This is a genomic window from Alicyclobacillus hesperidum (genome assembly GCF_900107035.1).
In the GTDB taxonomy this organism is placed as follows: Bacteria; Bacillota; Bacilli; order Alicyclobacillales; family Alicyclobacillaceae; genus Alicyclobacillus; species Alicyclobacillus hesperidum.
The window spans coordinates 203,801-216,288 of sequence record NZ_FNOJ01000003.1; the positions used below are offsets into that span (position 1 = coordinate 203,801).

Genomic DNA, 12,488 nt, shown 5'->3' on the forward strand with positions numbered 1-12,488 from the left:
GCATTTAACGCCGACCATCAGAACGTACATATCCTTGGCGAGGGCGTCGGTAATGATCCCCGTGACCTTTGCGATCCCGCCCTCCATGCGGCTTGCGGATGCGAATAGGTTGCTCTGCGGTCAAGCGAATCGGGATTTCTTTGCGCGTCTTGGTCAACAGCTTTAAAGCGCCTGCGACCAAAGCCATCGAATCCTGCTGACTGAGCAGTTCTTCGGCAAAGCCGCGATACGAGCTCAGATCAGCCGCTTGACTTGCCTTGAGCAGTTCCTCCATTGCCAGACGCTGTTTACTTTCTTTCGCTTCACTAAAGGTTGGCAACGGACGCCTGCGGATCTTATGACGCGTGATCCGTTCAATCTGATGCAAATGGTCGACTTCCCGCGGTGTGACAAACGTCGACGCGATTCCGCTTTTGCCAGCCCGTCCTGTGCGGCCAATGCGGTGCACGTAGCTATCAATGTCCTGTGGGATGTCGAAGTTGTAAACGTGCGTCACGCCGCTTACATCTAAGCCGCGCGCAGCCACGTCTGTTGCGACAAGCACTTCCAGTTTTCCTTCGCGGAATTTGTTCATCACCATGTCGCGCTGCTTCTGACTGAGATCACCATGCAGCCCATCGGCATCATATCCCCGCATCTGCAGGGCATTTGTCAATTCGTCCACGCGCCGCTTCGTCCGGCCAAAGACAATCGCAAGCTCCGGATTATGGATGTCAAGCAGCCTCGTCAGAACGTCAAGCTTCTGCATCTCCGGGACCTCGTAGTATTCCTGTTCAATGGTCGGTACCGTCACTTCACTCGCTTTTACGGTCACCGTGATGAAATCGCGCATAAACTTGCGTGCCAACTGAACGACACCGCGTTTCATCGTCGCCGAAAACAGCAAAGTCTGACGATCTTGCGGACAAGCGCCAAGAATCGTTTCAATGTCTTCCACAAAGCCCATATCCAACATTTCGTCCGCTTCGTCCAGTACGGCAATCACGATGTTTTGCAGGCTCAAGGTGCCGCGATTCATGTGATCCATAAGGCGCCCTGGCGTTGCTACTACCACATGGGGACGATTGCGCAAGCCCCGAATTTGGCGGTTGATGTCCTGCCCGCCATACACTGCGAGCACGCGTACGCCTTTTACGCCGCCCACTTTCGTGATCTCTTCGGCAACTTGAATACACAACTCGCGCGTCGGCGTCAGAATCACAGCCTGCAAGGCGCCACTTTGCACGTCAATCTTTTCAACAACCGGGATCGAAAAAGCGACAGTCTTACCGGTCCCGGTTTGCGCTTGTCCAATGACGTCTTGCCCAGAAAGCGCAACTGGAATCGCCTGCGACTGAATGTCGGTCGCAGATTCAAAGCCCATCATTTCGAGCGCTTTTTCAACAGGGGCGCTCAACCCCATCTCTGTAAATGTGGCCATCTTCAAAAATCCCCTTCGCCAACCGTCTGCATACTCACGTTTAATATGGCCAGACGGCGCAAGGGATAGACGACAAAATGGCGGACGGACGTCCGCCTGCTTCACCTATCTTCTGCCGGGCTCCAGTGTTCGGCAATAAACCGATCCCGCCCTGACGCCTGACGATATCTGCGGTAATGTTCAGGTTGCTTTTGATAAAAATTCTGATGGTACTCCTCTGCTTCATAAAATGGCCCGGCAGGCAGGATTTCGGTGACGATGGGCTGGCGAAAACGTCCGCTGTTTGCCAACCTCGCCTTCGATGCCTCAGCAGCTTGCCGCTGTGCCTCTGTGTGATAAAAAATCGCGGTTCTATACGACGAACCGCGATCGTAAAACTGCCCACCGGGATCTGTCGGATCGATTTGCCGCCAAAAGATGTCGAGTAATTGTTCATACGACATGACAGCCGGATCATACCATATTTGAACGGCCTCTGTATGTCCAGTCGTACCGGTGCAAACTTGTTCATACGTAGGATGTGGGACATCTCCACCTGTATAACCTGAGACGATGCGCACCACCCCAGGCCACGTGTCAAACGGCTTGACCATGCACCAAAAACATCCCCCGGCAAAGGTTGCACACTCGATATTCTGGCCGTCCGCATGTTCCATCGATGCCGACATCCAGATCCCGCCTTTCGCTTACGCCAACACGTCGGACAGTTGAGCCTCAAGTTGCTCCTTCGGCTGATATCCAACCAACTGCTTCACAGGTTGCCCGTTGACAAAGAGAATGAGTGTTGGAATGCTCATGATGCCAAACTGCCCGGTTGTTACAGGATTTTCGTCGACGTCAATTTTGGCGACCGTCACTTTGTCGCTATGCGCTTCCGAAAACTCCTCGAGCACTGGGGCCATCATTTTGCACGGGCCACACCAAGTAGCCCAGAAATCGACGAGAACGGGTTTATCGCTCTGAATCGCCTCATTGAAGTTGGCGTCCGTAAGTTTTGTGGTTGCCATGTCAATACCCCCTATGGTTACAGGTTACTTTTTTATAGTAGCACTCTTCATATCTCTGGGTCAATCGTACTCAAGCCGCCATCGCACCATCATGGATAAGAGCCGCCTCTCATCCACATGAGGCAACGTAAGGTGTTATCATCCTCGGACGACAGGAGGGTGAGTCGTGAACGAAAGCGATGAATCGCCACAACTTCAGGGAGAAACCGCGGCTGAACGAACGCTCGCTGCCATCGAGCTCATAGAGGAACGAGTCCGTTCCAATGCGCATGGATTCGACCGCGTCATCGTCAATCAGGCCTTGCCGCTGATTCACCCGCGCCTGGAACAACGAATCCTCTCTGTCCCGGAATCGGAGCTCATTGCCGAACTCCGTCATGTGCAAGCCTTGTTGCAGGCCATCTTGGGTGAGCCAGCGACGACAAAGCGGAAGCGCCGCGGAAAACGAGTGGCAGAGAAAACGAGACGTCAAAGCACCCCCCGGCGTTGAACCGGTTAGCGAACAGCAGACGAGCCGGCTAGCGATGCATAGCGAAAACACGAGACCACGTGATCCATTGTCACACCCACAGCCTGCATGTACGAATAAACGATAGTTGGCCCCACGAATCGAAATCCCGCTCGCTTCCATTCGCGGCTGATCTGCTCCGAAAGTGGCGTTTTCGCGGGCACTTCCGCGACGTCACGAAATGCGTTGACAATTGGCCTGCCATCGACAAAAGACCACAGATAGTTTGCGAAGGAACCACAGCGGGCCTGGATTTCGGCAAATTTTGCGGCGTTATTGATGGCCGCCTCCACTTTCGCGCGATTGCGCACAATTTCGGAGCCCTCCGACAACAACGCAGAAATCTCTTCCTCACCAAACGCCGCCACCTGAACTGGATCAAACTCCGCAAATGCTCGACGGTACGCTTCCCTCTTTTTTAAGATTGTATACCAACTGAGCCCCGCCTGTGCGCTCTCCAGCACCAAAAACTCGAACAGTTTGCGATCATTGTGTACCGGGACGCCCCACTCTTCGTCGTGGTAGCGAACATAAAGCGGATCATGATATACCCAGCCGCAGCGCTCCATGGCAAAGCCTCCAAACATCATTCAGCAGTGTGCCACCTGCAGATTAGCCGACCTGGCGAACGTTGTAAAGAACGCATAGGCGAAGAAATACATGCAATGTAAAGATGATTGAGTTAAGCGTTTACTATAATGGTCTTAAGGAGGCGATACGCTTGACTCATCGTTCGCAGCAGACATGGGATTTGGACGTCATTTTTGCGGGCGGCAGCAAGTCCCAATCATTTCACGCGTTTCTCGACGATCTCGACACGCGGATACGCCATTTTACAGACGCATGTGACGACCTCGTCCAACGTGGAAACGCCGAATCTAGGACACTTGCGCAACTGGTGCTCGACATGCAGGAAATCGCCGCGCGCACGCGGGAAAGCGGAGCGTTCATCTCCTGCCTTACGGCGCAGGATGTTCGTGACACAGACGCCAAATGGTTGCTTGGACGCCTGCAGCACATGCGCGCCACGTTTACAAGCGCCTTGACCAGCTTTAACGAACTTCTAACTTCTCTCAACGACTTGGCCTTCGACGAACTTCTCGCGCAACCTCAAATCAGCGATTTGGCGTTTGCCTTGCAGGAACGGGTACGGCGTGCCAAGGAACAGTTACCCGCACCAGAAGAAAAACTCATTGCAAAGTTATCAGTGGACGGTTATAGCGCTTGGGGCGAGCTGTATGACACCATTGTCGGCCGGATGCATGCTGATATCGAAATCGATGGACAACACGAAGAAGTCTCGATGGGTCAGTTGGCTAACCGGATCGCTTCAGCGCAGGCGAGCGATCGGGAAAAACTATTTGCCATTTGGGAAAAAGCATGGGCTGGCGAAGCCGATTTGTGTGCAGACGCGCTCAACCATCTCGCTGGATACAGGCTTGCCGTCTATGAAGCACGAGGATGGACGTCGGTTCTGCAAGAGCCCTTGGAAATAAACCGCATGTCGGAACGCACTCTCCATGCCATGTGGCGCGTGATCGAAGAAAATAAACGAGCGATGGTACGATTCTTAGAGGCGAAGGCCAAGCTTCTTGGGGTGAACAAGCTGCGGTGGGAAGACGTCGACGCACCACTGTGTGATGCCGCCTCGAACAAAGTGTCCTACGAGGAAGCCCGCGCGTTCATCGTCCGTCATTTTGCGCGCTTTAGTGAAGATATGGCGAAGTTCGCGGATTCCTGTTTCGAGAATCGGTGGATCGAGTCGGAAGATAGACCCGGGAAGCGGCCTGGTGGATTTTGCACCAGCTTTCCTGTCAGCCAGCAAACGCGCATTTTTGTGACGTTCTCCGGCACGCCCGGCAATGTGGCGACGCTGGCGCACGAACTTGGACATGCCTATCACCAACACGTGATGCGCGGTCTGCCGCAGTTGCTCAGCAACTATGCAATGAATGTCGCGGAAACGGCATCGACGTTCGCCGAGGCCATCGTCTCGGACGCGGCTATCCGAGAAGCAGAGACCGATACAGAAAAGCTGGCACTGCTCGACGAGAAGATCGGCCGCGCGGTCGCGATGTTGATGAACATTCATGCGCGCTTCCTGTTTGAAACAAGGTTTTATGAAGAGCGCCGCAAAGGCTTTGTCAAGGCGGATCGCCTAAATGAATTGATGGTCGCAGCACAACGAGAAGCCTACCAGGACGCTCTGGTGAGTTATCATCCGCACTTTTGGGCGTCGAAGCTTCACTTCTACATTACAGGAACGCCGTTTTATAACTTCCCATACACGTTCGGATTTCTGTTCAGCAGCGGCATTTATGCGCAAGCTCTGCGCGAAGGCCCTGCCTTCGCCGAGAAGTATGTCGCACTGCTGCGCGACACGGGACGCATGCGCGTCGAAGATCTCGCCGCGAAACATCTGGGCGTCAACCTGGAAGAGCAAAGCTTCTGGCAATCTGCGGTCGATCTCGCTGCGGCCGATGTCGATGCGTTTATCGCGTTGGCAAACAAGCTCAGCTAACGGCTGACAAACGGCTGTCGTTTCGTCCACTCACGCCCTTGTGCGAGCCAATGCCACTCCATCTCGCCGTCGCGGACGACGAGAACGCCCGATTGGCTGGGAAACGAGAGATGGGCCTTGGCAATCTGCTGAGCGGTCGCCAACGCGTTTCCCGCCTTCGGTGCGACAAGAACGTACCAACCGTTTTTCATTTGATAATATGCCATCGTCAACGTGTCTTTCGGATTCTCGGACGATGGTCCAGTAAACGACGTCACCGCCGTGGTGCACGCGTTGTCAAGGCACACCTGGCCTTGGGCTGGATTCGAGATCTGCTTCATAAGTTCGCCACGAAGCTGATAGGCCAACTGTTGCACATTCGTGACACCTGCAGGCAGTGGTGTCGACGTGACACTTGGGCTCCCGGTCGACGTCGAAGGCGCGCCGTTTGCTCCTTTATGTGACTGTATTCCAGGTTGTTCTGCGTTTTCTGGCGAAACAACATGCTCATTGGCACATCCCGTTAACATGGCGGTGCACAAGCCTACCGCCATAAGCATCCGCCACCGGCTGCTTGCCATTTGACGCCCCCCTTAACACGACGGTCCATCATGTGCGTAAAGCGCGACGCAATAACTTTCCAACCGCACTTTTCGGAAGTTCGTCGACCAAGGCGATTTGCGTTGGCACTTTGTAGGCCGCCAGATATTGTCGACAATGTTCCTTCAGCTCATCTTCACTAAGTTGCGCACCCGGCTTCAACACGATACAGGCCTTGACCGTCTCACCGCGATATGCGTCTGGTACACCGACGACAATCGCTTCTCGAACTAGCGGATGTCGATACAGAACATCCTCAACTTCGCGTGGATATACGTTGTACCCACTCGCGATAATCATGTCCTTCTTGCGATCGACAATCGAGATATAACCTTCCTCGTCGGCGACGGCGAGATCGCCCGTAGAAAACCAGCCATCTTTGAGCACATCCGTAGTCTCTAAGGGCATTCGCCAGTATCCCTGCATGACCTGCGGACCTCGTACGACCAGTTCGCCAAGTTGGCCAGCCGGCAACTCCCGTGCGTGATCGGCGAGATCGACAATGCGACACTCGGTCGAAGGAAACGGCACCCCCACCGTCCCCGGTTTGCGCTGCGCAAACGGCGGGTTGCAATGCGTAATGGGGGATGTTTCGGACAAACCGTACCCTTCTAGAACCGGACAGCCGGCAAGATGTTCAAACGAGAGCAGCACGTCGGGCGCAAGCGGCCCGCCACCGCTGATACAAAGTCGCAAGGAAGCAAGCCTCGCGGGCTGCAGATTGGGCAAATTGGCAATGGCAATAAACATCGTCGGCACGCCGGGATAGATATCGACCTGTTCGCGTTCGATCACGTCAACCACAAGTTCCGCATCAAACCTTTGCATAAGCACGACGCGATTCCCCAGGCATAGTGGAACGTTCATGCACAGGGTCATGCCAAAGGCGTGAAACAAGGGCAACGCGGCAAGAAAGACATCTTTGCCGGGCACCAACGCACTTTGATAGAAATGCGCAGCTTGTACGACGTTGGCAACCAGATTGCGATGCGTCAACATCGCCGCCTTTGGCTGGCCAGTGGTACCGCCCGTGTACTGCAGGGCTGCAAGGTGTGTACTTGGGTCAAACGAAACAGGTGTCACCTCCAGAGCACGACCGTTTCTTAAAAACTCGTTAAAGCTGTATACGCGCTCTGGTTCCCCCAGCCTCACAGACGTGATCGCGCGATTTGGTGTTTCTGTATCGACCAGGATCAATGTATGGATCGCGCTCCCCCGGCGGCACGCTTCTAGCCTAGCTTTGGCCTTTACCATCCCCACGAGCACGACCGCCCCGGAGTCCCGTAGCAGAGTATCTAATTCGCGATCCACAGACATTGGATTGATTTGCGCAACAACTGCACCTGCGGTGAGCGTCCCGTAATAGGCTGCCACATACTCCGGGCAGTTCGGCAACATCAATGCAACGCGATCGCCAACCCCGACGCCGATAGCTTGCAAGGCGGCCGCAAAGGCCTGTACATCGTCGCCAAGTTGGCCGTAGGTGACGCGGCGCTCACCGGCGACAAGGGCGATCCGCTCTCGACACCGCTCGATGGATTGCATCAGCATAGCCTGCAGAGATAGCGCCGGCACTTTGACGTCTGTCGCCATATTCAATGGATACACTTGATGTCCCAGTTGCATCACACACGCCCCTTCTCACTCATCAGTACAGATTAGATCCAGGTGGCAAGAGCCTAACCCCGCAAACTTCCTTTTTGCCGCAACCATTGTGCAGCCCGCAAGAGCCCGACCAACGAGACCGAGTCTTGAATGCGACCGTCGAGACACATGGCCAAGGCGTCCTCGAACGGGATTTTCCGCATCTCTATCTGTTCCGTTCCTTCCAACATTCTTTCGCCGAAGGACAAGTTCTGCGCGATGAACAGGTGGCTAACCTGTGTTGAAATCCCCCCACTCAGTTGAAAGGTCCCCAAGCTCACCCAAGAGGTCGCCGTGACGCCTGTCTCTTCGAACAGTTCGCGAGAAGCAGCGGCCTGCGGCTCCTCGTCATCGCGAAACTGCCCGCTGGGTATTTGCGGCTGCACGACGCCAAACGGAAAGACGAACTCGTCAACCAAAATGACGTTAAACTCACCGTCAATCGCAACGGTAGCTGCATTGTATCCCGCGTCGATCACGCCATATATGCCAGGCTTCCCGTCCGGACGTACGACCTCGTGCTCAACGACAGAAAGCCAAGGATTCTCATACTTCACTTCAGACCTGAGAATTGTCCATTTGCCGCGCTTCTCCATAACACAGCCTCCTGTGCAGATCTAGCAGGAATTTAGCCTCTTGATCGCGTATCAAACGGCGACACAGCTTTGTTTACTGTTGGCGGTGGCGCACTTTGCTCAAGCACTATGTGCGCCGCGACAACCTGACGTGCCCTCTGGCTTCATATCGCCGTCAATCTGACATATAGCTATATTCGACAAACTTCGAGAGGACGTGACGGCATGCCCACTTCCTACCAACGACCGTACTACGCCGCCATTACCGCTTTTGGTGCATATGTACCAAACCGCATTGTAAGCAACAAGGATCTCTCGGAGATCGTCGAGACGACAGACGAGTGGATCGTTCAACGTACAGGAATACGCGAACGGCACATCGCCGACCCTTCAGAATTTACAAGTGACCTTTGCTATCGTGCCGCTGAAAATATGATAAGGCGCTTTTCTGTGTCGCTGGCGGATGTCGACATGATTGTGGTTGCCACCATTACGCCAGATCACCCCATGCCAAGCGTAGCCGCGCAGCTACAAGCGCGCCTTGGCATTGAGCGCGCAGGTGCCATCGACCTATCCGCCGCCTGTGCCGGTTTTGTCTACGGCATACAAGTTGCGACGTCCTTTGTCGCCAGTGGAATGGCACAAAAGGTCTTGGTGGTGGGCGGTGAAACGCTGTCTAAAGTGACCGACTATGCGGACCGGTCCACCTGTATCCTGTTTGGCGATGGTGCAGGCGCGTGTCTTGTCGAACCCGCGGCGCAACCGGGCGTACTGGCCGTCGGGAATCACACGGTCGGCCATGCAGCACACCTCCTGTATCGCGCCGGCCTGCGTCCGGACGTGCAAGGAACGCCGGTTTCGGGTAACGGGTGCATCGTGCAAAGCGGCCGTGAAGTTTTTAAGTTGGCAGTTCAAACATTGGAAGCGGAAGTCCCGCGGTTGTTAGCGGAGGCGGGTCTGACAGCCTCCGAACTCGATTGGTTTGTTCCGCACAGCGCCAACCTGCGCCTGATCGAATCGGTTTGCGAGCGAATGGGATGGTCCATGGAAAAGACGCTATTCAGCGGTGAGTGGTATGGCAACACGTCGAGTGCAAGCATTCCTTTGGCAATCCAGATTGCGGTCGACGATGGGCGCATACAACCAGGGCAAACACTGCTCTTAGCTGGATTTGGCAGCGGATTTGTCTATGCAGGCGCCGTCATCCGCTGGTCTGCCATCTTAGCGTAGCTCACGCCCGGCAGGAAAGGAAGCCTAGGACGTCTTCCGAAAAGTATGATAGAATCCGTGTGCGGACCATGGTATCCGTGAAACCGATTCCAGGGAGCGTTGCAATCATGGTGAATGTACAAGGTCGTTGGGCATTGATCACGGGTGCCAGCCGAGGTGTCGGCTATCAAACGGCCGTCTTTATGGCGAAACAAGGATGTAACTTGATTCTTCACAGTCGATCCCTTGCCCATACCGAATCCTTGCAAAAGGATATTCAAGCACTGGGTGTTGAGGCGTACTCGGTTGCGGCCGAACTCGAAAATCTCGACGAAGTGACACGGATGCTCGATGAAATCGAGACGCGCGGCACACCTGTCGACATCGTGTTCAACAATGCGGCTGTGCAAATCGCATATCGTACCGATTATTGGAAGACGCCTGTCGAGGATTTTGAAGCGAGCTTTCGCATCAACTTCATCGCACCGGTCATGATCTGTAACAGACTGTTGCCGAAGATGATCAGTCGCGGGTTTGGCCGCGTCATCAACACCACCAGCGGTATTCGCAACGAGCCCGAGCAGTCGGCATATGCAGCAAGCAAAGCGGCCCTCGACAAGTTCACAAAGGACTTGGCGTCTCGTCTCGAGGGCACGAATGTCATGATCAACCTCGCCGATCCCGGTTGGTGCCGCACGGATCTCGGCGGGCCAAATGCGCCCAATTCCGTCGAAAGCGTGATACCTGGCATCGCCGTCGGCGCTTTCGTCGATGATCAGAAAAGTGGTCGTTTCTTCCCGGCACAGGCGTTTACCGGCATGTCCCTCGAAGAAGCGGTGCGCAAGGCGGAATCGCTGACCGCCACGCCGTACACCATCTAACGACAATCGATGGCAAAACGCGACAAGGCAGCCCATTTCCCGCAGCTTACCGGGGAGTAGGTAGCCTTGTCGGCCCACTGGCCCTTGCTTTCCATTTACCAACTTACGGAGAGACCGTGACAGGAGGATCAATAAGCCCAAAGCGAGCGAGTGCATCTGCGATCCCGCCGTCATCGACCCGCTTGGTTACATAATCTGCATGCTGTTGCACCGTTGGCTTTGCGTTGCCCATGGCAATGCCGAGCCCTGCGAACGACAGCATTTCTACGTCGTTTTCGCCGTCGCCAAACGCAATCGACGCATCCTGCGGAATCCCAAGTTCGCGTAGCATCGCCTCAATCCCGCCAGCCTTCGACACGTCTTTAGGAAACACATCCAGGTAATAGCGGTGTGGGCGAATAAAGCGGAAGTCGCTTCCAAAACGCTGAACAAACGGCTGTTCATCACCTTCCGCGCAGTACAAGTAGACTTGATAAATCTGATGATTTCGCCATCCGTCCGGATCGTATAGAGGCAGTGTTGGAATGTCAAGGTAAGCGAACGCTTCCTTAATAAATGGATGATCCTCTCGATTGGCGTAACAAGCCTCACTGCCTGCAAAGACAAGTGGATGATGATATCTGTCCGCCATCTCCGCGAAGGCTTCTAGTAACTTCAGATCAATGGGTCGACGGTATACCGGCTTACCTTTAAACTGTGCGTATCCCCCATTGCAACAAACATAAGAGTCAATGCCAAACTGTTGGGCGATATGCAAGAATTGATCCGGTGCTCGCCCGGTCGCGATGGCGACGGCGACGTCGGTTTCTTGCAGCCTTTTGACAGCCTCCAATGTGTCGGCCGGAATTCGCTTATGTTCGTCGATCAACGTGCCATCGATATCGAAGAACACCATCTGATACGTCATGCCTCTTCCACTCCTATCCGTCTGTCTATAGTGCTATGTTCTCTCCTATAACACCATTGTAGCATGCCGGAAGAAGGCAGAGACGCGCCGCGTTTAACCATCAATGGGTTGTTACACCGCCATGCCCTTTGCCACCTCACGCCGGGGTTTCCAAACGCGCACATATTGAGCCCCAAAATACGAGCCGAGGACGACAACAGCCGCAATCAGTTGTGCGACAATACTTTGGAGATTATTGAACAACGAGAACCACAATCCTGTCCACGCTGGCAGATGCAAGTTGAGCGGAGTCGAAGGCATCCATCCAGCCTGTTGCATTTCTTGTACTTGCTCGCCGACCATGACCAGAAGCACCGCTCCTAACATAACGCCCGTTAAAACAAGCATTCGTTTATATGGAAGTTTGCGGTGAGCGAAGAATGTCAACACGGCAACCATCATGGTCAGCGCCAAGCCAATGGCCGCCCCAATGACGACGACGCCCGACCCCACCTGCATCCGCGTGTTTTGCAAAAACAGGACAACCTCGAAGCCCTCGCGGTAAACAGAGGTAAATCCCAAAATTACTAAACCACGGTAAGCAAGGCTCTTCGCGGTCTGACCGGCTCCGGTGTCCGCAGATGTTTCAAGGTGATCAATAATCTCTTTCTTCTTGCGGTTATGCATACTGATCCAACCGGTCCAATAAATCCGATGAAAGAACCAGTTCATGACGATGAGCAAAACGACGATGGCGAGCAGACCTGTGCCCGCTTGAATGGAAAGTTCCGGTGCCGTCTGCCCAACCAAAGAGATGATCCCAACGACAACGAACCATGTGACAAGCGTTGCCGCAAAGGCGAGCCCAGCGCCGCCGGAAATGGGCTTCCAATACCCCTTTCCAGTGCGAACGAGGCTCGCCGTAATCGCAGACAACACGAGAATCGTCTCGAGACCTTCGCGAAAGACGAGGATACCTGTATCGACAATCGCTGCACCGCGCCCAATATTCGGATTCGTAGGATCCGGATTACCACCCGCAGATAGCCCTTGCCACACTAACACAGCGATGACCACCATTGCCAGCAAGCCGATTATGATTTGCTTGACGCCAAAACGTCGTCCGATCACAAGGAAGTCCTCCTAACTGTAGAATACTCGGTTGCCACCAGATACTTGACCTATGTAGTCAACTTTCTACAGCGTATTCTACAGTTAGTACAGACTAACTTCAAGTGTTAGATCAATAAAACAACCG

At 54.3% G+C, this 12,488-nt stretch carries 13 protein-coding genes; 4 read left to right on the forward strand and 9 right to left on the reverse strand.

Features of this window, described 5'->3' with window-relative positions; all coding sequences use genetic code 11:
- Window positions 1-4: 4 nt before the first annotated feature.
- From cshA to trxA, 3 genes are all read right to left on the reverse strand, one after another.
- Entirely contained in the window at window positions 5-1,420 is a 1,416-nt protein-coding gene (gene cshA, locus BLU70_RS03490; protein ID WP_040288859.1) for a degradosome RNA helicase CshA, read from the reverse strand.
- 101 nt (window positions 1,421-1,521) lie between these two features.
- Window positions 1,522-2,088: a peptide-methionine (S)-S-oxide reductase MsrA gene (gene msrA / locus BLU70_RS03495; protein ID WP_006446127.1), complete on the reverse strand. Its 567-nt coding sequence runs from the start codon at window positions 2,086-2,088 to the stop codon at window positions 1,522-1,524.
- An 18-nt stretch (window positions 2,089-2,106) separates the two neighbouring features.
- Window positions 2,107-2,427, reverse strand: a complete 321-nt coding sequence (trxA, locus tag BLU70_RS03500) for a thioredoxin (protein WP_006446126.1) — start codon at window positions 2,425-2,427, stop codon at window positions 2,107-2,109.
- Between the two features lie 166 nt (window positions 2,428-2,593).
- Between trxA and BLU70_RS03505 the strand changes: the two genes are divergently transcribed.
- Window positions 2,594-2,917: a hypothetical protein gene (locus tag BLU70_RS03505; protein WP_074691994.1), complete on the forward strand. Its 324-nt coding sequence runs from the start codon at window positions 2,594-2,596 to the stop codon at window positions 2,915-2,917.
- Between the two features lie 5 nt (window positions 2,918-2,922).
- Here BLU70_RS03505 and BLU70_RS03510 read toward each other — a convergent pair whose 3' ends face one another.
- Window positions 2,923-3,504, reverse strand: a complete 582-nt coding sequence (locus BLU70_RS03510; RefSeq protein WP_040288894.1) for a DNA-3-methyladenine glycosylase I — start codon at window positions 3,502-3,504, stop codon at window positions 2,923-2,925.
- Between the two features lie 104 nt (window positions 3,505-3,608).
- Here BLU70_RS03510 and BLU70_RS03515 point away from each other — a divergent pair, with 104 nt between their 5' ends.
- Window positions 3,609-5,456 carry a M3 family oligoendopeptidase gene (locus BLU70_RS03515; protein WP_083341130.1) on the forward strand — a complete coding sequence of 616 codons (1,848 nt, stop codon included), beginning with the start codon at window positions 3,609-3,611 and terminating at the stop codon, window positions 5,454-5,456.
- Here BLU70_RS03515 and BLU70_RS03520 read toward each other — a convergent pair.
- From BLU70_RS03520 to BLU70_RS03530, 3 genes are read right to left on the reverse strand one after another with little or no spacing between them, the layout of a single operon-like run.
- Window positions 5,453-6,016 (reverse strand): hypothetical protein, encoded by a 564-nt coding sequence (locus BLU70_RS03520; RefSeq protein WP_074692000.1) that lies wholly within the window; start codon window positions 6,014-6,016, stop codon window positions 5,453-5,455. The two genes, BLU70_RS03515 and BLU70_RS03520, sit on opposite strands and share 4 nt — an antisense overlap.
- 28 nt (window positions 6,017-6,044) lie before the next feature.
- Window positions 6,045-7,661, reverse strand: coding sequence for a long-chain-fatty-acid--CoA ligase (locus BLU70_RS03525; RefSeq protein ID WP_074692003.1), 1,617 nt, complete (start codon window positions 7,659-7,661; stop codon window positions 6,045-6,047).
- 53 nt (window positions 7,662-7,714) lie between these two features.
- The gene (locus BLU70_RS03530; RefSeq protein ID WP_074692006.1) at window positions 7,715-8,275 is read right to left on the reverse strand and encodes an NUDIX domain-containing protein; all 561 of its coding nucleotides are present in this window, start codon (window positions 8,273-8,275) and stop codon (window positions 7,715-7,717) included.
- Between the two features lie 204 nt (window positions 8,276-8,479).
- On the opposite strand from BLU70_RS03530, the gene BLU70_RS03535 reads away from it, so the two are divergent.
- Window positions 8,480-9,484, forward strand: a complete 1,005-nt coding sequence (locus BLU70_RS03535) for a ketoacyl-ACP synthase III (protein WP_006446119.1) — start codon at window positions 8,480-8,482, stop codon at window positions 9,482-9,484.
- A 107-nt stretch (window positions 9,485-9,591) separates the two neighbouring features.
- Window positions 9,592-10,344, forward strand: coding sequence for an SDR family NAD(P)-dependent oxidoreductase (locus tag BLU70_RS03540; protein WP_040288853.1), 753 nt, complete (start codon window positions 9,592-9,594; stop codon window positions 10,342-10,344).
- A 103-nt stretch (window positions 10,345-10,447) separates the two neighbouring features.
- Here the strand turns inward: BLU70_RS03540 and BLU70_RS03545 are convergent, their stop codons facing one another.
- Together BLU70_RS03545 and BLU70_RS03550 are read right to left on the reverse strand one after the other, a co-directional pair.
- Window positions 10,448-11,251, reverse strand: coding sequence for a Cof-type HAD-IIB family hydrolase (locus BLU70_RS03545; RefSeq protein WP_006446116.1), 804 nt, complete (start codon window positions 11,249-11,251; stop codon window positions 10,448-10,450).
- A gap of 111 nt (window positions 11,252-11,362) precedes the next feature.
- On the reverse strand, window positions 11,363-12,361 hold the full coding sequence (locus BLU70_RS03550; RefSeq protein ID WP_244885100.1) for an FTR1 family iron permease: 999 nt from the start codon (window positions 12,359-12,361) through the stop codon (window positions 11,363-11,365).
- Window positions 12,362-12,488 lie beyond the last annotated feature (127 nt).

Bases quoted from the DNA above. Each gene is read 5' to 3' on its own strand.
- cshA (WP_040288859.1), bottom strand. From the start codon at position 1,420: ATGGCCACATTTACAGAGATGGGGTTGAGCGCCCCTGTTGAAAAAGCG.
- msrA (WP_006446127.1), bottom strand. From the start codon at position 2,088: ATGTCGGCATCGATGGAACATGCGGACGGCCAGAATATCGAGTGTGCA.
- trxA (WP_006446126.1), bottom strand. From the start codon at position 2,427: ATGGCAACCACAAAACTTACGGACGCCAACTTCAATGAGGCGATTCAG.
- BLU70_RS03510 (WP_040288894.1), bottom strand. From the start codon at position 3,504: ATGGAGCGCTGCGGCTGGGTATATCATGATCCGCTTTATGTTCGCTAC.
- BLU70_RS03515 (WP_083341130.1), top strand. From the start codon at position 3,609: ATGATTGAGTTAAGCGTTTACTATAATGGTCTTAAGGAGGCGATACGC.
- BLU70_RS03520 (WP_074692000.1), bottom strand. From the start codon at position 6,016: ATGGCAAGCAGCCGGTGGCGGATGCTTATGGCGGTAGGCTTGTGCACC.
- BLU70_RS03525 (WP_074692003.1), bottom strand. From the start codon at position 7,661: ATGCAACTGGGACATCAAGTGTATCCATTGAATATGGCGACAGACGTC.
- BLU70_RS03530 (WP_074692006.1), bottom strand. From the start codon at position 8,275: ATGGAGAAGCGCGGCAAATGGACAATTCTCAGGTCTGAAGTGAAGTAT.
- BLU70_RS03535 (WP_006446119.1), top strand. From the start codon at position 8,480: ATGCCCACTTCCTACCAACGACCGTACTACGCCGCCATTACCGCTTTT.
- BLU70_RS03540 (WP_040288853.1), top strand. From the start codon at position 9,592: ATGGTGAATGTACAAGGTCGTTGGGCATTGATCACGGGTGCCAGCCGA.
- BLU70_RS03545 (WP_006446116.1), bottom strand. From the start codon at position 11,251: ATGACGTATCAGATGGTGTTCTTCGATATCGATGGCACGTTGATCGAC.